Source organism: Flexivirga sp. YIM B11880 (genome assembly GCF_058148645.1).
Window position 1 is genome coordinate 23,237 of sequence record NZ_JBMAMH010000010.1, and the last position, 18,852, is coordinate 42,088.

Genomic DNA, 18,852 nt, shown 5'->3' on the forward strand with positions numbered 1-18,852 from the left:
GCATTGAACCACCCGGCCGGCTCGAGGCCGCGCCCGACAATGCAGGAATGTGCAAGCTTCAGGACTTCCGTCGCTTCAGGTAGGCGGCGAGTTCGTCGTACAGCCCCGAGTCGTTGCTGTAGAGCGCGTAGTTCCTCGCCGTCTCAAGCCATTCGCTGATGCTCGGGCGATTCTGGCCGATCGCGTCGAGGAGGTCACGTTGGGTGATCGGGCGCAAAGTGCCGGACTCCAGGGACGCGTCCATGGCGCTCTCAGTCGCCTGCTCACAGACCAGTGCCAGGTCGGCGCCGGAGAAGCCGCTGGTGGTACGGGCCAGTTTCCCAAAATCCACCCGGTCCTGAGGCTTGTCCCGCAGGTGTAGACGCAGGATCGCTTCTCGCGCCTCCAGATCGGGTGGTAACACCAACACCCGACGATCGAAGCGGCCAGGTCGCACCAGCGCTGAGTCGACGTCCCACGGATGGTTGCTCGCCGCGAGAACAAACAAACCGTCGTTCGTCGTCGACGCGCCGTCGAGCTCGGTCAGCAGCTGGTTGACGACTCCGCGCATCCCGCCGCTGTGGCGCAGTTGCGAGCGCTTCTGGCCCAGCGCGTCGATCTCGTCGAAGAACAACACACAAGGAGAGTTCCGGCGGGCGTACTCGAAGATTCCGTGCAGATTGCGCTCGCTGTTGCCGAGATACATATCGAGGACGTCGGCGAGGCCGACCTCGTAGAAGTTGGCACCCAGCTCTCCGGCGAGTGCCCGGGCGATGAACGTCTTTCCGCAGCCCGGCGGCCCCCACAGCAGGAGGCCGCCCCGCAGGGATTTGCCGAATTGCGTTCGGACCTCCGGATTTTGCATCGGTGCCAGGAACGACAGACGCAACCGCTTCTTGACCTCGGCGAGGCCGCCGACGTCCTGCAACGTGAGTCGCGCCCGGCTGAACTCGCCGAACGTCGGTTCCTCGACGGCGTCGGTGTCCTGCCAGCCGTCGATCATCTCGGCCGCGGTGTCGGGCACCACGGCCGCCGTGTCGTCATCCGGCGGCGGCCCGGACGCCAATGCGGTGGGTGCCGTGACCGGTGGATCGAGCACGTCGACGAGCCGCCGGTATGCCGCCGCCCGTTCAACCTCGCCCGCGGCCTCCGCAGCCGCCATCGCCAGGCGCAGCATCGGCACGTCGGCGGGTGTCGCGGCCAACACGGTCCCGGCCTCGGCCAGCGCCTCTGCCGGCCGCCCTTCGTCGAGCAGCAATTTCGCCAGGTGACTTCGCACGGCGTTGTTCCGCGGGTCCGCGGCAAGCGTCGCACGCAGGGCCTCGATCACTGCATCCATCGACACGCTGCAACCGTAGCCGGTGGGAGTTCGACGGAACTCGCAAATCGCTGCAACCGTCGCGATAATCTGTCTTCGGCAGAAGGGGGGCGGTATGACGCACTGCGACAGCGTCCTGCAGCGGACGAACGCGCTGCTCACTCTCGGCAGGCCCAAGGAAGCCGAGACCATGTTGCGCGCCGCCCTCCTGCGTGCCGCGGACGACCCTCGCCTGCATCGCCAACTGGCGCGGGCGCTGTTGCAGCAGAAACGGCACGAGGACGCTCGCGACGAGGCGAAGCGCTCCTTGGCCCTCGAGCCCGACAACCTGGTCGCGCTGCTGCACCTCAGCGCCGCGCTCGTCGGTCTCGGTGACCACCCTGGTGCGATTGGTCCGGCGCGTCGCGCGGTCGCTGTCGCCCCGGGCAGTGCCGACGCTCATGGCCAGCTCGGACTCGTCCTCCTCAACCGAGGCCAGGTCGCTGAGTCGATGCAGGAACTTCACAAGTCACGCGAGCTGAACCCGAGCTACATCCGTCCGCTGACAGCTCTGGCGATAGCCCACCTGCGGCTACGGCAGCATTCCGAGGCTCGAGAGTTGGTCACCCAAGCCCTCCGACTCGACCCGAACGACGCCGAGGCGCATCGAGTCGCCGGCCTGCTCGAGTCCGCCGATGGCCGGTCTCAGCAGGCAGTCGCGTCGAGCCGGGAGGCGATGCGGCTGAGGCCGCTCGATGCGCGCAATCGCGCCGCCTACGCACAGGTGCTCAAGTCCCGAAACCCTATCTATCGCTGGCTGATCCGCAGCATCCGAACTCGTAACATCCGGGATCGGCGCATCACATTGCTCTGGCGGACATGGCCACTGATTGGTCTGCTGCTCGTCGTCTCCGTAGCGCCCGGCGCCACTACCGAGGCAGAGATCGGGATCGTCGCCATATTCTTCGCCACGTGGTCGATCGACCCGATCATGAACCTCCTCGTCTGTATGGACGGCCACCGAGATTTGCTGCCGTCCGTCGTGCGCCGATCAGCGACCGGGTACGCGGCATACCTCGCCGTGATCGTCAGCTGTGTGGTGTGGGGCCTCGCCGCGCACCGCACGGAACCGTTGTGGTGCGCGGTCGTTGCGATCTGCTGGGGCATCGCTGCCGGCCACGCCCACCGCGCGCTACCGGTGCTGCGGACGTGGGTGGTTGCCGCGCACGGGGCCGGCGTTCTCCTCGTGGCCGCCGCATGCTGGTCGGCCTTCCTCAGCAGCGCGTTCTTCGCCGACGTCGCAGTCGTCGGCGCACTTGTCGGCGCCGCGTGCTGGCTCGCGGAGGTGTTGCGGTGGAAGGCGATCGCGGCCGCCTAGGCCGCGACGTGGCGCAGCCCCCAGGGCCTCGAGTCCTTGGGGGCTGCAGTCGGTCCAACTCGCCGGGCTGTCAGGAAGTTCCCAGCTCAGACCTGCCGCTTGTCGCGAATGGCTTCTTCGATCTCGGCGATGGCGTCGGCGACCGGCACCCCGTTGCGCTGCGAGCCGTCGCGGAAGCGGAACGACACCGCACCGGCGGAGCGGTCGTCCTCCCCCGCGATCAGCACGTAGGGCACCTTGGACTTGCTGGCGTTGCGGATCTTCTTCGGGAAGCGGTCGTCGGATTCGTCGAGCTCGACGCGAACACCTCTGGCGCGCAACTGGTCCAGCACACCGGAGAGGTATGGCGCGAACTCCTCGGCCACCGGCACGCCGAGCACCTGCACGGGTGACAACCACACCGGGAACGCACCCGCGTAGTGCTCGACCAGCACCCCGAGGAAACGCTCGATCGACCCGAACTTCGCCGAGTGGATCATCACCGGCTCCTGCCGGCTGCCGTCCGCGGCCTGGTACTCCAGGCCGAACCGGTGCGGCTGGTTGAAGTCGTACTGAATGGTCGACATCTGCCAGGTCCGGCCGATGGCGTCGCGCGCCTGCACGGAGATCTTCGGTCCGTAGAACGCGGCGCCGCCCGGGTCGGGAACCAGCTCCAGCCCCGACTCGGTGGCCACCTGCTCCAGGATTGCGGTGGCGGTCTCCCACTGCTCGTCGGACCCGATGAACTTGTCCTTCTTGTCGCCTTCGGTGTCGCGTGTGGACAGCTCCAGGTAGAAGTCGTCCAGCCCGAAGTCGCGCAGCAGCGACAGCACGAAGTTCAGCAGGTGGCGGATCTCGTCAGGCGCCTGCTCGGCCGTCACGTAGGAGTGCGAGTCGTCCTGCGTCATACCGCGCACCCGGGTGAGCCCGTGCACGACGCCGGACTTCTCGTAGCGGTAGACCGAGCCGAATTCGAAGAAGCGCAAAGGCAGTTCGCGGTAGGAGCGGCCGCGCGACTTGAAGATCAGGTTGTGCATCGGGCAGTTCATCGCCTTCAGGCGATACTCCGCTCCCTCCAGCGACATGCCCGGGAACATCGTGTCCGCGTAGTAGGGCAGGTGGCCGCTGGTGTGGAAGAGCCCGTCCTTGGAGATGTGCGGCGTCCCGACGTACTGGAAGCCCTCCTCGATGTGCCGACGGCGGACGTAATCCTCCATCTCCCGCTTGATGACCCCGCCCTTGGGATGAAACACCGGCAGGCCCGACCCGAGCTCCTCGGGGAAGCTGAACAGGTCGAGTTCGGCGCCTAACTTGCGGTGGTCGCGCTTCTCCGCCTCGGCCAGCCGGTCGAGGTAGGACTTCAGCTCGGCCTTGCTCGGCCACGCGGTGCCGTAGATGCGCTGCAACTGCGGATTCTTTTCCGAGCCGCGCCAGTAGGCGGCCGCCGAGCGCATGATCTTGTAGGCGTTGCCGATCAGCTTGGTCGACGGCAGGTGCGGCCCCCGGCACAGGTCGCCCCAGGCGACCGTGCCGTCGCGCCGCACGTTGTCGTAGATCGTCAGCCCGCCCTCGCCGACCTCGGCGTCCGCGCCCTCGGCTGCATCGCCGGCCTTGGACTTCAGCCCGATGAGCTCCAACTTGTAGGGCTCGGAGGCGAGTTCGGCCCTGGCGTCGTCGTCGCTCACCTCGCGGCGCTGGAACGTCTGGCCCTCGTTGATGATCTTCTGCATCGTCTTCTCGAGGGCCTTGAGGTCCTCCGGCGTGAACGGGGTGTCGACGTCGAAGTCGTAGTAGAACCCGTCGGTGATCGGCGGGCCGATGCCCAGTTTGGCGTCCGGGTTGAGCTGCTGCACCGCCTGGGCCAGCACGTGTGCGGTCGAGTGCCGCAGCACATTGAGGCCGTCGGGCGAGTCGACCGGCACCGGCTCGACCAGCGCGCCGGCCGGGATCTCGCGGAAGAGGTCCTGCAGTTCCCCGTCGACCTTCATCGCCACGATGCCCCGATCGTCGCTGAAGAGTTCGGTGCCCGTCGTGGCCTGCTCGACCCGTCGGCCTACGGCGGCGGTGGGTGCGGCGTGACCTACTGACACGGGTGTTCTCCTTCGGTATGGCGAGCGCCCGGCGACACACGCCGGGCTGCGTCAGGTTATCGCTTGACCCTCACGCGACGTCAGGCCGCATCGTCGTGCCCGGCTGGCGCGAATCGCCAGGAAGCGCTCAGCTGACCGCCACCGCCCAGGCGATCACACCGACGCAGAGCAGCCCCATGAACGCGGCGATCACCCACAGGGCGCGGGGTGAAGTGCTTTGCCGCTGTGGCCGATTCGGCTGCGGAACGCTCGGGAGCGCGGTGCGCGCGACCGGGCGGGGTGGCGGCGCCGGGGTCACGGACGAGCGCGCCTGGTGCATGGCGGAGCGGGCCGCGTCCATCAGCTGCGGCGCCGTCGCGGGCCGCTGCGCCGGGTCTTTCGCCATACCGGAGCGAACCACCCGGTCCAGCGCGTCCGGCAGATCACTCCGGTGGCGCCGCAGCGAGGGCGGCGGCTCGTGCAGGTGCGCGGCGACCAGCTGCAGCTGCTCGTCCGCGACGAACGGCTTGCTGCCGGTGAGCGCCTGATAGAGCACGCACGCCAGTGAATAGACGTCGCTGCGCGAGTCCGGCGGCGGACCGGGCCGCAGCCGCTCCGGCGCCATGTATGACGCACTGCCCACCACCTGACCGGCCGTCGTGAGATCCTGCTGCGTCGTGCTCGCCGCGATGCCGAAGTCGACCAGGTAGGCGAACCCCTTCGGGTCGACGAGGATGTTGGACGGCTTCACGTCCCGGTGCACGAGGCCCGCCCGATGCGCCGAATCGAGCGCGTCGCCGATCTGACTCAGCAGGTCGAGCGTGCGCGACACCTCGAGTTGTCCACGCTCGAGCAGCTGCGCCAGGTTGCGGCCTTCGACCAGCCGCATGTCCAGATAGAGCCGGCCGTCGATCTCGCCGTAGCCGTGGATCGGGATGACGTGCGGGTCGGTGAGCCGCGCGACGATCGCCGCCTCCCGCTGGAAGCGCGCGCGGTATTCGTCGTCCGTGGCGGTCGACGGATGCATCACCTTCAGCGCGACGTCGCGGCCCAGCCGGGTGTCGGTGGCGCGAGCCACCTGTCCCATCCCGCCGGTGCCGATCACCTCGTGCAGCAGGTAATGCCCGAACCGTGGTTGGGCATCCGCGCCCGACTGGGCTCCAACGATCACGTCGGACAGATTAACCGCCGGGCTGCCGCAGTGTGCGCGCGCCGCGGGCGCACCGCGCTACTTGTCGGTTACCGTTGAGGACTGAACGGCGTGAGCCCACTACTGTGTGGTGGCTCCGCGCGGGCTCAGGCATCCGTCGCATGGGCTCGCCCTACACACTCGGGAGACGAACCACGGTGAACGCGACGACCTCGATCCGTCGATGGGTTGCGCAACGTCTGATGTCGACGGCCGCCGCCGGCCGGTCCTCCGGGCTCGCCGGCCTGCCCGTGCTTCCTAAGAAGCTCACGATGCCGCTGCGGCGCGACGGGATGGGCCCGCTGCCGGCCCTCGGACAGCTGCGCGAGGAGGAGCCGGTTCACCGGATGCGGCGCATCTTCGGCATCAATGTGTGGTTGGTGGCCGGGTATGACGAAGCCAAGACCGTCCTCGCCGACACCACGAGCTACAGCACCGACATCCGCCCGATGCTCGGCATGGGCAGCGACGTCACCATCGGCGGGCTCGGGTTCACCGACCCACCCGAGCACACCCGGCTGCGCAAGATACTCACCCCCGAGTTCACCGTGCGTCGCCTCACCCGGCTGCAGCCGGTGATCGACCGAGTCGTCCAGGAGCGCCTCGACGCGATGGAGGCAGCCGGCCCGGTGGTCGACATGGTCACCGAGTTCGCGTTCCCGATCCCGTTCCTGGTGATCTGCGAGCTGCTCGGTCTGCCGGTCGAGGATCGTGAGCCGTTCCGCAAGCTCGGGCACGCCCGGTTCGACATCTCGACCGGGGGTGCGGGCGTGTTCGGCGCGATGTCGGAGTCGCGCGCCTTCCTGCAGGAGTCGGTCGGCCGGCAGCGCCGAGAGCCGGGCGAGGGGCTCATCGGGCAGATCATCCGCGAGCTCGGCGACGAGGTGACCGACGAGGACCTGGGCGGACTCGCCGACGGCGTGTTCACCGGCGGCTACGAGACGTCGGCAAGCATGCTGTCCCTCGGCACGCTGGCGCTGCTGCGCGACCCCGACAGCTATGCCCTTGCGGGACAGCGCGACCACGTGGATGCGGTCGTGGCCGAGCTGTTGCGCTATCTGTCGGTCGTGCAGATCACCTTCCCCCGCTTCGCCAAGCACGACATGGAGCTCTACGGCAAGCAGATCAAGCAGGGTGACGTGCTGATCGTGTCTCTCTCCGGCGCCAACCGCGACGGCGCGCTGGGAGCGGACACGGAGACGCTCAACCCCCACGTCGAGCGGCCGACGCATCTGGGCTTCGGGCACGGGTTCCATCGCTGTGTCGGTGCCGAGCTCGCCCGGATGGAGCTGCGCGCCGCGTTCCTCGGCCTCGTCGAGCGGTTCCCGGAGTTGGCGCTCGCCATACCTCCTGAGCAGTTGGCGTTCCGTGACCTGTCGATCGTCTACGGCGTGGAGTCACTCCCCGTCCGACTGCGCCCGGGGTCCGCAGGTCAAGACGTCGCATGAGCACCACCCCGCTGAGGATTGTCCACGCGGCCGATTCCTTCGCACCGGACGTCGGCGGCATCGAGCGTCAGGTAGAGGCGCTGGCCCAGGCGCAGCGCGCCGACGGGCACGACGTGTCGATCATCACCGCCGTCAACAAGGACGGCGAGCAGGGCGGTGACCTCGACGTACACCGCGGCCTGCGCACGCGGTGGATGACGATCGCCTTCCCGTCGTTCAATCACACGATGGTGGCCGAGGTCCTCGATCGCGGAGACGTCGACGTGGTGCACGCCCACTTCACCGTCGCTTCCCCCATCGCGATCTATGTCGCGCGAGCCGCGAGCCGTCGCGGCATACCGGTGGCGGTCACCGTCCACTCGGTGTGGTGGAAGGTTGCAGCCGCACACCGTTTCGTGAGCGGCGTCTTCTTCGGGCCGAGCCTGCTGCGGGTCGCCTACTCCGGGGTGAGCACGATGATCGCCGGGCACATCAAGCGCGTCTATCCACGCTGCGGGGACGTGTCGGTGGTGCCCAACCTGGTCGACACCGATTGGTGGGCGCCGGTCGCTCCGTCGCTGCACCGAGCCGGTGACCCGGACTTCCGGGTGGTGCTCGTGGGGCGACTGAAGAAGCGCAAGCACATCGACGAATTCATCGAGATCCTCGCCCGTGTCAAGGCGAAGGTGCCGGTCGGCACCCCGGTGTCGGTGTCGATCGTCGGTGCCGGACCGCGGCACGACGAGCTGCAGCGACAGATCGACGAGCTCGGTCTCGGGTCCTGGGTCGACCTGCTCGGTCACCGGACCCCCGAGCAGATCCGTGCGCTGTTGCACGAGTCGGACCTCTTCGTGGCTCCGTCCCGGCAGGAGGCATTCGGCATCGCGGCGCTGGAGGCCCGCAGTGCCGGAGTGCCGGTCGTCGGTTACACCTTCACCGGACTCGCCGACTTCGTGGAGACGGGGGTCGAGGGACTGCTCGTCGACGACGCCGACGACATGGTCGACAACCTGGCCAAGCTGCTGGTCGACGCAGACCGGGTCGAACGGCTCAAGGCGAGCACCCGGGCGCGTCGCCCGGCCGTGACGTTCGACGACGCGATGCGCGCCACCTACGACTTCTACGAACGCGCCCGGCGCGAGCTCGGCGGCCGCCGGCGGCGGCGTCGCCACCACGACTGAGCACCTTCCCGCCGATGCCGGCTGGCGAGCTGCCCGCGCTACGGTGGAAAGACCCGATCAGGCCGAGCGCCTCCATTCGGCCGGCCGGAGAGGAGCGTCATGGCGCTCAACGTCGCACAGAAGCTGATCCGTGACCACCTCCTGGACGGCGATCTCACGCCCGGTGCCGAGGTCGCGTTGCGCGTCGATCAAGCGCTCGTGCAGGACGCGACAGGGACCATGGTGATGCTGGAGCTCGAAGCGCTCGATCTGGACCGGGTGCAGACCGAGGTCGCGGTGCAGTATGTCGATCACAACCTCCTGCAGGAGGACGCGCGCAATCCCGACGACCACGCCTTCCTGCGCTCGGCCGCCCAGCGTTTCGGGCTGTGGTTCTCCGGCCCGGGCAACGGCGTCTCGCACCCGACGCACCAGCAACGCTTCGGCCGGCCGGGGGCCACGATGGCGGGGGCCGATTCACACACCTGCGCGGCCGGCGCGATCGGCATGCTCGCGGTCGGCGTGGGCGGGCTGGACGTCGCCATGGCGCTCGCCGGCGAGCCGCTCTTTCTGCGGATGCCGGAGATCTGGGGCATCGAGCTGACCGGTGAGTTGCCGGACTGGGTGTCAGCCAAGGACGTCGTGCTGGAGATGCTCCGCCGGCACGACGTGAAGGGCGGCGTCAACCGGATCGTCGAATACCACGGTGCGGGCCTGGCGCACTTGACGGCGATGGACCGTCACGTCATCGCCAACATGGGAGCCGAACTCGGTGCAACCACAACGGTTTTCCCCTCCGACGACGAGGTGCGCAGGTTCCTGGCAGCCGAGGACAGGGAAGACGTGTGGCGTGAGATCGTCGCCGACGACGGGGCGTCATACGACATCGAGGAGCAGATCGACCTGTCCGCCCTGGAGCCGCTGATCGCCCGGCCGTCCTCCCCCGGCAACGTGGTGCCGGTGCGCGAGGTCGCCGGCGAGCCGGTGTCGCAGGTGGTGGTCGGATCCTCGGCCAACCCGGGTCTGCGGGATTTCGCCGTGGTCGCCGAGACCCTGAAAGGCCGGTATGCCGAGCCGGCCGTCTCGGTCGACATCAACCCGACGTCGCGGGAAATCCTGCAGGGCCTGACCAAGGGCGGCTGGCTGTTCGACCTGATCAGCGCCGGCGCACGGGTGCACCAGTCCGGTTGCCTTGGCTGCATCGGGATGGGTCAGGCTCCCGCGACCGGGCGCAACAGCCTCCGCACCATGCCGCGCAACTTCCCCGGCCGGTCCGGCACCCCGGAGGACTCGGTATGGCTGTGCTCCCCCGAGACGGCGGCCGCTGCCGCGCTCACCGGGGTGATCACCGACCCGCGAGACCTCAGCAAGGACAAGGGGATCGACTACCCGCACCCGAAGCTGCCCGAGCACGCGAGCGTCAACACCGCGATGCTCGTCGAGCCGCTGCCGGTGGAGCAGGCGCGTGAGGTGGAACTGGTCAAGGGACCGAACATCTCCACGCTGCCCGACTTCGACGGACTGCCCGACCGGATCGAGGCGCAGGTCGGCCTGGTGGTCGGCGACAACATCTCCACCGACGAGATCCTGCCGGCCGGCGCCAAGGTGCTCCCCTATCGCAGCAACATCCCGAAGATCTCCGAATTCGTCTACCACGCAGTCGATCCCGAGTATGTCGAGCGGGCCACGGCGCTGCGTGACGAGGGCGGCCACATCATCGTCGGCGGCGAGAACTACGGTCAGGGCTCGTCCCGCGAGCACGCCGTCATCGCGCCGCGTTACCTCGGCCTGCGCGTGGTGATTGCGAAGTCGTTCGCGCGGATCCACTGGCAGAACCTCGCGAACTTCGGGATCCTCGCCCTGGAGTTCGCCGACGCCGGCGACTACGACGACGTGCAGTTGGGTGACACGCTGGTCCTGGACGGACTGCACGACGCACTGTCGGCCGGGGACACGGTCGAGGCGGTCAATTCCAGAAGCGGCACGTCATACCAGCTGCGGCACCGGTTGTCGCCGCGGCAGGTCGACATGGTGCTCGCCGGTGGCCGGATCCCGTTGCGGCGTCAGCAGATTCATTGACATCAAGGGGTGCGCTGAGCTCACTGCTGATGCGGGCGGATGTTCTGGTTGGCCCGGAAGACGTTGCCGGGGTCGTAGGTGTCCTTGACCTCGACGAGCCGGTCGTAGTTGACGCCGTAGCCGGCTCGGACCCGGTCCTGTCCCTCGTCCATCATGAAGTTCACATAGCCGCCGCCCGCCGAGTAGGGATGGACGGCGTCGTGGTAATCCTTCGCCCACGTGCTGATCGCGGCGGCATTCTCCGGGTCGGGGTCGACGCCGACGACCACCTGGGAAAAGTTCACATCGCGGTGACCCCACGCCGTGTCGGCGGCGCCCACCCGGTGCACGGCACCGTCCACCGGGTACAGGTGCATCTGCGACAGCGGCGTCGGCGCCTCCTCGCCGAACCGGCTGTGCAACTCCACCGCCTCGTCGGGGATGTCCCGGAAGAAGTCGCCGCGCCAGTACCACTGCAGCCCAGGTGGAAACAGTCCGTCGAAGGTCGCTTGCAATGCTGTGTACGGCGCCGTGCCGGTGCCGTCCCACGCCGGCTGCAACTCGCGGACCGGTGCCAGGGCGTCGGCCGCGTCCGCCGGATCGCCGGTGAAGCACCAGACGATCGCGCATGCCTTGTGCAGGTGAAAGGGCTCGGGAAACGGCGCGACCGGCGGCACCGTCAGGGTTGCGAAGAAGCCGTAGAGGTCCTCGTGCGCGTCAGGCAGGAAGTCCCGGTACCACCGCAGGACGTCGGCCGTGGCCGCGGCCGGCCACGCGGTGGGTCCGCAGACGACTTCGGTGACCGGGTGCAGCCGCAGGGTGAACGACGTGACGATCCCGAAGTTGCCTCCCCCGCCTCGGATCGCCCAGAACAGGTCGGGGTGTTCGTCTTCCGAAGCGGTCACCTCGCGACCGTCGGCCAGCACGAGCTGGGCGGACAGCAGATTGTCGATGGTCAGTCCGTATTTGCGGGAGAGGTAACCGTGCCCGCCACCCAGCGTCAGTCCGCCGATGCCGGTCGAACCGACCACACCGGTCGGTGTCGCCAGACCGTGCGCCGCCGTCGCCGCGTCGAACGAGCTCAGGGTGACCCCGCCCTGCACCACGGCGGTCCGGGCACCGGCATCGACCTGGATCCCGGACATCGGGGCCAGGTCGATCACCATCCCGTCGTCGATGGTGCCCCAGCCCGGACCCGAGTGGCCGCCGCCGCGCACCGCCACCGGGAGCCCGGACCGACGAGCGTCGGCGAGCGCGGCCTGGACGTCGGCAACATTGCGGCAGTAGGCGATTGCCGCCGGATGACGGTCGATCATCGCGTTGTAGACGCTGCGCGCCGCGTCGTAGTCGGGGTCATCGCGGTGTACGACGCCTCCCGCCGTCCTCAGGTCCGGAATCGTGGTCATGAGCGCGCTCCTTACTCGTCGTCGTGCAGTGCTCGACCTCCAGAGTCGCCGCTGCGACAACCCTTGTCATGACCTGAACTGGCCCATTTGCGGCCGTTCCCCGGTAGTCAGATCTGACCAGGTGCCCGCCGTCGGCGGCGGTAGCATCAGGGATGGAGTGGTCTTCGGCACCGCTGCCACGACGCTTCCAGGTGGCGCGTCGGTCCCGGCTGGTCGGGCGACGTCACGACCTCGAAGAGCTCGAGCGGATCTGGTCGCGGGTGGAGGAGGGCGACGGTCAGGTCGTGCTCCTCGGCGGAGAGCCGGGCGCCGGTAAGACCCGTCTCGCAACCGAGGTCGCGGGTGCGCTGCACGACCACGGCATCCCGGTGCTGATCGCGGCCGCCGGCAAGGACGCAGGGGTGCCCTACCAGCCCGTGGTGGAGATGCTGGACCACCTCTTCGAGCACGCGCCGTGCTGTGCCGGCATACACCCCGACGAGGAGCCGTCCGATTGCAGCGACCAGGTCTGTCCACTGCTCGCGGGACTCCCCTACGACATCAGCAGACTCTCGGTGCAGGCCGCCCGGCACCGGTCGCCGAAAGTGTCGGATACCTCCGGGGATGTACGACGCGAGCTGTTCGACGCATTGGCGATGCTGCTGCGACGGCTCGCGGAGGAGGGACCACTGGCCGTCATACTCGACGATCTGCACTGGGCGACGCAGCCGACCGTCGCACTGCTGAAGCACGTGGCGAACGCCACCGTCGACACTCGCCTGTTGCTGATGGCGACCTTCCGGACCACGGCTCCGGACCGCTCGGCCGAGCTGAGCGAGCACCTGGCCGATCTGCATCGACTCGAGGGCGTGCACCGGCTGGATCTGGGCGGCCTCGACACCGCCGCAATCGCCGACTTCGTCAGCGAGCGCACAGGGATCTCACCGGGAGCGGCACGGCAGCCGGCGTCCATCCTGCGTGATCGCACGGGCGGCAACCCATTCTTCCTCCATGAGCTGTGGACCGATGTGCAGCGCCGTGGCGGCGTGGCCGCGCTGCGCGACGGTCGCGGCGTGCCGGCATCCATCGCCGACACCATCAGCGCGCGACTGGCCGGCCTGAGCCGGCAGGTGCACGAGACCGTCCAGGTGGCAGCGGTTCTCGGAGACACCTTCGACATTGCAACGCTCGTGACGGCCGGTGTCCTCGACCACACTCGCAGTGTCGACGCGCTCGATGCCGCCGTCTCGGCGGGCTTGATCGAGCTGCTGGACGAGCCGGCGACGTGGTACGGATTCACCCATTCGTTGACTCGTCAGGTCCTCCTCGACCGCCTGCCCGCGGCCCGCCTCGAAATGTTGCACGCCCAGGCCGCACGGGCGCTGGACCGGGGCGTGGAGACCATGCCGGACCGCTATCCGCGACTGGCGAACCATTACCTTCGCGCGCACCTGCTCGGCTATCGCGACCAGGCGTACCGCTACGCCACCCTCGCCGCCCGGCAGGCTGCCCACAGCCTCGCCTACGAGGACGCGGCCGGATGGTTCGAGCGGGCCGCCGGGCTGCCAGGCACCAGCCCCGACGAGGTGGCAGCGGCCCTCTTCGACGCGGCGCGAAACTATGTCCGGGCAAGCGAATTCGCACGTGCCAGGGAGATTTACGACCGCCTGGCCGGTATGCCGGACCCCCTCACCCGGTTGCAGGCCGCGATGGGGTTCGAGGAGACCAACTGGCGTCCGGGGTCCATCGATGCACGGGCCGCCGAGCTGCTCTCCGCGGCGCTCGCCGACTCCGGCCTCGCGGACGACGACGTCCGACGCGTGTGCGCGACCGGATCACTGGCCCGCGCACTGGCCTTCGCCGGACAGCATGACCGGGCCGAGTCGCTCGGTGAGCACGCCATGGTGATGGCGCGTCGCACCGGCGATCGAGCAACGATCGTGCACACGTTGCGGACCGGTCTGTGGCACGGTCTACTGCCCGGCACTGTCGATCGGCAGCTGGCTCGGGTCGGTGAACTGACCGCGCTGGCGCGGGAGGCCGGCGACCACGAATCACTAGCCGAGGCAGCGCATTTCGGCGCGTTGGCAAGCTACCTTGCCGGGCGGCCGGCCGATCTGGAGGGATACGTCAGGCAGGAGCAAGCCGCTGCCACCTCGGGCCGGCAGCCGTTCATGGACTACACGGCGACCTGCATGATGCAGAGCCGTGCCTTCCGTCGCGGTGACTTCGAGGAGGCCGAGCGGCTGGCCGACACCGCGCTGCAGATCGGCGAGTTCGACAGCGAGTCGATGGACGGACCGCACAGCGTGCAGCTCTTCATGATCCGCCGGGAGAGCGGCCGGCTGGAGGCGGTGCGTCCGCTGATCACCGGGCGGGAGCGGTATGCCGGCCACTGGTTGCCCGGACTGCTTGCCCTCTACACCGAGTTCGGTCTGCTCGACGGGATGCGTCGTACCCTGCACACCCTCCTCGAGCGCGATGTCGAGTCGTATGCCGCCGACGCCCGCTTCCCGATCGAGCTGGCCTTCATGGCGGACGCCGCCGCCGACCTCGGCGACAGCGACGCAATGCGTGCGCTGACACCGGCGCTGCGCCGGTATGCGGGTGGGAACATCGTCGCCGGCCAGTTCGTCGCGGCGTTCGGCTGCGCGGACCGCTATCTCGCGCGCTTCGCCGAAGCCATGGGGGAACGGGCCGAGGCGGATCGCCTCTTCGGCTCGGCGGTCAGCATGGATCGGCGGATGCGCTCGACGGTGCATGTCGCCGAGACCCTCGCCCGGCACGCGGTGGCGCTTCACGGGCGCCGGGACGACCCGGTGCGCGCCGCTCGGCTCGCAGCAGAGGCGCGAGAACTCGCCATGCCGATCGGCCAACTGCGAGTGCTGCGTTGGCTGGAGGCCGTTCCGGGCGACGCGCCGCACGACGGACTGACCTCCCGGGAGCTCGACGTACTTCGGCTCGTCGCGGCGGGACTGAGCAACCGCGAGATCGGCTCGCGACTTTTCATCAGCGCGAACACGGCGGCGAACCATGTGCGCAGCATCCTGACCAAGACGGGCGCGGCGAACCGCACCCAGGCGGCTCGTTACGCCGCCGATCACCACCTGATCTAGCGGATCGAGGCGAGGCTGGCGTCGGGCAGGATCCGGTCGGTCACCTCGACGATCTGGTCCGCCGGAATCCCTGCTCGGGTCGCAGCGCGCCGGATCGCCTCGGGCGACGGCGCCTCATAGAGGCAGTAGGTCTTGCGCTTGTCCGCGGACAGGAAGGAATACAGCCAGCGGACGTCCTCGTCGAGGTTGATCCGATTGATGCCGTCCGCACCGGCGGAGTCGAGGTCCAGTTCCTCAGCGAAGCGCCGCTCCACCATGAAGATCGGCATGGCGCACCTCCAACATCTCGAACGGTCCATCCAGCGTAGCCACCCACGCCGGACCGCGTGCCGCAATCGCGGACAGTGCGGGGCAGGGCTCAGCGCCGGGTCGGATCTTCGCTCACCTGCACGAGCAGCTTGCCGACGTTGCGGCCGGTCAGCAGGCCGCGGAACGCTTCGGGGGCGTTCTGCAGTCCGTCGACGATGTCCTCGACGTAATGAACCTTGCCATCGCGCATCCAGCCGGACATGTCACGCTCGAAGGCTGCGTAATGCGTTGGGACGAACTCGGATTGGATGAACCCGCGCACCGAGAGACTGAGGGTGAGAACTTTGCGCAGGAACCTGGGCAACTGGTCCGGACCGGGCGGCGGCTCGGTTGCGTTGTATCCGGCGACCTGCCCGCAGACCGGCATTCGCGCGTAGAGGTTGAGCCGCTCGATGACCGCCTCGGTCACCGCGCCGCCGACATTCTCGAAGTAGACGTCGATCCCGTCGGGAGTCGCCGCGGCCAGATCGTCCACGAAGGTGGGTGACCGGTGGTCGACCGCAGCGTCGAAACCACACGTTTCCAGGAGGATTCGGCACTTCTCCGGGCCACCGGCAATGCCGACTGCGTGGGCGCCCTTGATCCGAGCGATCTGCCCGACCGCCGAGCCGACCGGACCGGCGGCGGCAGCGACGACCACGGTCTCCCCCGGCTTCGGTCGCCCCAGCTCCAGCAGGCCCGCGTATGCCGTGAAGCCCGGCATACCGAGCACACCGACCGCCGTCGAGATCGGTGCCTGCGCCGGGTCCAGCCGGCGCAGCTGCGTGGCGTCTGCGACGGCGTGGGTCTGCCAGCCGGTGTAGGCGAGCACCAAGTCCCCGGCCGTCAAGCCCTCCGATCGCGACTCCAGCACCTCGCACACCGTGCCGCCCAGAACGACGTCCCCGAGTTCCAGCGACGCGGCATACGACTTGGCGGTGCTCATCCGCCCCCGCATGTAGGGGTCGAGCGACAGATAGATCGTCCGCAGCAGCACCTGGCCATCGGCAAGGGCCGGCAGGTCGACCGTCACCGTCTCGAAGTCGCTGTCCTGCGGCATTCCGACCGGGTATGCCGCCAGCCGGATCTGCGTCGAAGTGGTCATCTGCGTCCTCAATCCAGTTGTGCCCGACACGTCGCGGCGACGCACGCCGAGCCTAACCAGCACGTCTGTACGCGCTCAGGCTCGCGGGGTTCGCAGCGTTGACTCAGGCCCATTCGTCCGATCATTGCCGGGCGGGGAGCGGGTTGCTACGTTGAGCTTCGGGTGCCAACGGTGCCTGCTGGCCCGGGGCGAGCGGTCGGCTCGTGGCTGTTCCCGGACACCGGAGTTCATGATGCGTCGCATTGCCAGCGTTGTTGCAGCAACCTTCTTCGCCACGGCCGTGGGGGTCGGCGTTGCCGTCCCTGCCTCGGCGAAGGTAACGCCACCGACCGCGAATCGACACGCGATCAAGACATCGCCATACGTGGCGTTGGGTGACAGCTACTCCTCCGCAGCCGGGGTGACACCGCTCGTCGCGACCGCCCCGCCGACGTGCGGCCGGTCCACGCTCAACTACGCGCACGACATCGCTGCACGGACGAAGCCGTCGTCGTTCACCGACGTGACGTGCAGCGGCGCGAAGACGTCTGACTTCTTCTCCTCGCAGGCGCCGGGTGTCGCCCCGCAGCTCGACGCGGTCACCAAGCACACTCGCTTGGTCACCATGACGATCGGCGGGAATGACGAAAACGTCTTCGTCGACTCGTTCTTCGGCTGCGCCACCATCTCTTCCTCCGACATCATGGGTAACCCGTGCGAGCAGAAATACGGCAGCACCTTCACCGACGAGATCGCCAACCAGACGTATCCCCACCTCGTCGCCGCGCTGACCGCGGTGCGTCAGAAGGCCCCGGCCGCGACGGTCGTGATCTTGGGTTACCCGCAGATCCTGCCCCCTGTCGGCGAGCTGGCGTGCTACCCGTCCATGCCGATCGCGATGGGTGACGTCCCCTGGCTGAATCACGAGGAGAGCGTGCTCAACGCCACGGTCCGCCAGGCTGCCCAGCGGACCGGCGCGCGGTACATCGACATGTCGGCCAGCTCCGTCGGCCACGATGCCTGTGAGCCGGAGAATACGCGGTGGATCGAGCCGGCAGTCGGGCCGATCAACGCATTCCCGGTCCACCCGAACGCAACCGGCGAGGCAGCCATGGCCACGCAGGCTCTGCGTCAGCTCCACCACTGACACGTGCTCCCACCGGCGGGTCGTGGTCACGTCAGCGCATGGGTGTCAGGGGACGCACCGCACCATCGGGGCCGCTCGGCTGCGCTTCGTTCCATGACTGCAAGTGTTAAAAGGGTGTCATGCAGAGACACGGAGCACTTGTGCTCTTGGGGATCGCGATGGTGGTCGTCATCGTCGCCCTGGACGTCCTGATCTTCAGGCACCACTTCTGGCCACGGCTGATGGTCAACGTCGGAGTCGTCCTTGTATTTGCTGCCGTCTACTTGAGATTTCGTGGACGGCTCTGACGGGGCCCAACCGGGGGCTGAGGACGTGCCGCACATCGCCACGTTCGCACACTGAAGTTCGTGTTGTGGACGACGACGACCGGCACCGGTTAGCCGGAGCGATCCACTTCAACCGGGAAGACAAGCGCGTTGTGGCTCTTTCAGTTACCCGGGCCCTTCTCAATCATCCGCTCGACGACGGCGAGATCGATGTCGAACGGGCCGATCCGGGTCAACACCCATGACGCGCCGCGGTCCAGCCACGGGGCAGGATCCTGCTCGGGCCGAAGGTCGAGCACGACGTCGAAGCCCTGAGCCGGGTCGTGGTCCGCGAGCGCAGCTGTCACTTCGTCCAGGTCGTCGGGAGTTTCCAAGCCGATGACGAAGAAGCCGTCATACTTCGCGGCCCGGCGCATCGGCGCGCGATTGCCGAACCGTCCGGCCAGCCAGATCGGCACCGCAGGTGCTGGGAGGAAGCGGGCGTTCCGGGCGACGTAATGAGCTCCTACATGGTCAACAGGGCTGCCGCTCAGCAGCGAGGTGAGAACCTCGAGACCTTCGTCAAGCATTCGTCCGCGCACGCGCGGGTCCGCCTCGTCGCCGAACGAGCTGAACTCGCCCACCCAGTCGTCGCCCAAGCCCAGGCCCAGCACGAACCGGCCGTCGGACAGCACCGCCAGGCTCGCCGCCTGCCGGGCCAGCACCTGCGGTCGACGTCGCGGCAGCGGCGTCACCATCGGACCGAACAGCAACCGCTCGGTCCGCATGGCGACAGCAGCGCAGCAGGTCCACACGTCCGCGATCGCATCCACCCGGTCGCCGTACTGCAGGTGGTCCCAGATGAAGAACCCGTCCCACCCGGCCGCCTCGGCCGTGGCGGCCAGGTCGCCGACGACCCGCGGGTCGGCAAGGACATCGAACGGTGCAACGAAGAGTCCGCGGCGCGTGTGCATGTCACCATCATGTCCCGGAAACCTCTATCGCTCAGGTGTTTTCGCCGCGGAGGTTGTCGGTGGTCACCTCTAGAATC

General features: G+C 68.3%; 14 protein-coding genes. 7 read left to right on the plus strand and 7 right to left on the minus strand.

Translation table 11 applies throughout. From position 1 onward, the window contains the following. Window positions 1-58 precede the first annotated feature (58 nt). On the minus strand, window positions 59-1,318 hold the full coding sequence (locus ACN8HC_RS14295) for an AAA family ATPase (protein ID WP_490075632.1): 1,260 nt from the start codon (window positions 1,316-1,318) through the stop codon (window positions 59-61). 94 nt (window positions 1,319-1,412) lie between these two features. On the opposite strand from ACN8HC_RS14295, the gene ACN8HC_RS14300 reads away from it, so the two are divergent. Further along, window positions 1,413-2,654 carry a tetratricopeptide repeat protein gene (locus tag ACN8HC_RS14300; RefSeq protein ID WP_490075508.1) on the plus strand — a complete coding sequence of 414 codons (1,242 nt, stop codon included), beginning with the start codon at window positions 1,413-1,415 and terminating at the stop codon, window positions 2,652-2,654. An 86-nt stretch (window positions 2,655-2,740) separates the two neighbouring features. On the opposite strand, the gene thrS is transcribed toward ACN8HC_RS14300, so the two are convergent. Together thrS and ACN8HC_RS14310 are read right to left on the minus strand one after the other, a co-directional pair. Beyond that, entirely contained in the window at window positions 2,741-4,723 is a 1,983-nt protein-coding gene (gene thrS, locus ACN8HC_RS14305; protein WP_490075509.1) for a threonine--tRNA ligase, read from the minus strand. Between the two features lie 127 nt (window positions 4,724-4,850). After that, a complete protein-coding gene (locus tag ACN8HC_RS14310) occupies window positions 4,851-5,873 on the minus strand; it encodes a serine/threonine-protein kinase (protein WP_490075510.1) in 1,023 nt (340 codons plus the stop codon). Window positions 5,874-6,049: 176 nt separating this feature from the next. Here ACN8HC_RS14310 and ACN8HC_RS14315 point away from each other — a divergent pair, with 176 nt between their 5' ends. From ACN8HC_RS14315 to ACN8HC_RS14325, 3 genes are all read left to right on the plus strand, one after another. After that, entirely contained in the window at window positions 6,050-7,339 is a 1,290-nt protein-coding gene (locus tag ACN8HC_RS14315; protein ID WP_490075511.1) for a cytochrome P450, read from the plus strand. Continuing rightward, on the plus strand, window positions 7,336-8,499 hold the full coding sequence (locus tag ACN8HC_RS14320) for a glycosyltransferase family 4 protein (protein ID WP_490075512.1): 1,164 nt from the start codon (window positions 7,336-7,338) through the stop codon (window positions 8,497-8,499). Before ACN8HC_RS14315 ends, ACN8HC_RS14320 begins: the two co-directional genes overlap by 4 nt. Window positions 8,500-8,598: 99 nt before the next feature. Continuing rightward, the gene (locus ACN8HC_RS14325) at window positions 8,599-10,557 is read left to right on the plus strand and encodes an aconitate hydratase (protein ID WP_490075513.1); all 1,959 of its coding nucleotides are present in this window, start codon (window positions 8,599-8,601) and stop codon (window positions 10,555-10,557) included. 20 nt (window positions 10,558-10,577) lie between these two features. Here ACN8HC_RS14325 and ACN8HC_RS14330 read toward each other — a convergent pair whose 3' ends face one another. Further along, window positions 10,578-11,942: an FAD-binding oxidoreductase gene (locus ACN8HC_RS14330; RefSeq protein ID WP_490075514.1), complete on the minus strand. Its 1,365-nt coding sequence runs from the start codon at window positions 11,940-11,942 to the stop codon at window positions 10,578-10,580. Window positions 11,943-12,094: 152 nt separating this feature from the next. Between ACN8HC_RS14330 and ACN8HC_RS14335 the strand changes: the two genes are divergently transcribed. Further along, entirely contained in the window at window positions 12,095-15,037 is a 2,943-nt protein-coding gene (locus ACN8HC_RS14335; protein WP_490075515.1) for an ATP-binding protein, read from the plus strand. On the opposite strand, the gene ACN8HC_RS14340 is transcribed toward ACN8HC_RS14335, so the two are convergent. Then, window positions 15,034-15,306 (minus strand): DUF4242 domain-containing protein, encoded by a 273-nt coding sequence (locus ACN8HC_RS14340; RefSeq protein WP_490075516.1) that lies wholly within the window; start codon window positions 15,304-15,306, stop codon window positions 15,034-15,036. The two genes, ACN8HC_RS14335 and ACN8HC_RS14340, sit on opposite strands and share 4 nt — an antisense overlap. 89 nt (window positions 15,307-15,395) lie before the next feature. Next, the gene (locus ACN8HC_RS14345) at window positions 15,396-16,430 is read right to left on the minus strand and encodes an NADP-dependent oxidoreductase (protein ID WP_490075517.1); all 1,035 of its coding nucleotides are present in this window, start codon (window positions 16,428-16,430) and stop codon (window positions 15,396-15,398) included. A 229-nt stretch (window positions 16,431-16,659) separates the two neighbouring features. Between ACN8HC_RS14345 and ACN8HC_RS14350 the strand changes: the two genes are divergently transcribed. Both ACN8HC_RS14350 and ACN8HC_RS14355 read left to right on the plus strand, forming a co-directional pair. Continuing rightward, on the plus strand, window positions 16,660-17,556 hold the full coding sequence (locus ACN8HC_RS14350; protein ID WP_490075518.1) for an SGNH/GDSL hydrolase family protein: 897 nt from the start codon (window positions 16,660-16,662) through the stop codon (window positions 17,554-17,556). A gap of 119 nt (window positions 17,557-17,675) precedes the next feature. Next, a complete protein-coding gene (locus ACN8HC_RS14355) occupies window positions 17,676-17,843 on the plus strand; it encodes a hypothetical protein (RefSeq protein ID WP_490075519.1) in 168 nt (55 codons plus the stop codon). A gap of 140 nt (window positions 17,844-17,983) precedes the next feature. Here the strand turns inward: ACN8HC_RS14355 and ACN8HC_RS14360 are convergent, their stop codons facing one another. After that, complete coding sequence (locus ACN8HC_RS14360; RefSeq protein WP_490075520.1) at window positions 17,984-18,775, minus strand: LLM class flavin-dependent oxidoreductase; 792 nt, start codon at window positions 18,773-18,775, stop codon at window positions 17,984-17,986. Window positions 18,776-18,852: the final 77 nt, after the last annotated feature.

Coding starts and splice junctions, on each gene's coding strand:
- ACN8HC_RS14295 (WP_490075632.1), bottom strand. CDS start 1,318: ATGGATGCAGTGATCGAGGCCCTGCGTGCGACGCTTGCCGCGGACCCG.
- ACN8HC_RS14300 (WP_490075508.1), top strand. CDS start 1,413: ATGACGCACTGCGACAGCGTCCTGCAGCGGACGAACGCGCTGCTCACT.
- ACN8HC_RS14320 (WP_490075512.1), top strand. CDS start 7,336: ATGAGCACCACCCCGCTGAGGATTGTCCACGCGGCCGATTCCTTCGCA.
- ACN8HC_RS14325 (WP_490075513.1), top strand. CDS start 8,599: ATGGCGCTCAACGTCGCACAGAAGCTGATCCGTGACCACCTCCTGGAC.
- ACN8HC_RS14330 (WP_490075514.1), bottom strand. CDS start 11,942: ATGACCACGATTCCGGACCTGAGGACGGCGGGAGGCGTCGTACACCGC.
- ACN8HC_RS14335 (WP_490075515.1), top strand. CDS start 12,095: ATGGAGTGGTCTTCGGCACCGCTGCCACGACGCTTCCAGGTGGCGCGT.
- ACN8HC_RS14340 (WP_490075516.1), bottom strand. CDS start 15,306: ATGCCGATCTTCATGGTGGAGCGGCGCTTCGCTGAGGAACTGGACCTC.
- ACN8HC_RS14345 (WP_490075517.1), bottom strand. CDS start 16,430: ATGACCACTTCGACGCAGATCCGGCTGGCGGCATACCCGGTCGGAATG.
- ACN8HC_RS14350 (WP_490075518.1), top strand. CDS start 16,660: ATGATGCGTCGCATTGCCAGCGTTGTTGCAGCAACCTTCTTCGCCACG.
- ACN8HC_RS14355 (WP_490075519.1), top strand. CDS start 17,676: ATGCAGAGACACGGAGCACTTGTGCTCTTGGGGATCGCGATGGTGGTC.
- ACN8HC_RS14360 (WP_490075520.1), bottom strand. CDS start 18,775: ATGCACACGCGCCGCGGACTCTTCGTTGCACCGTTCGATGTCCTTGCC.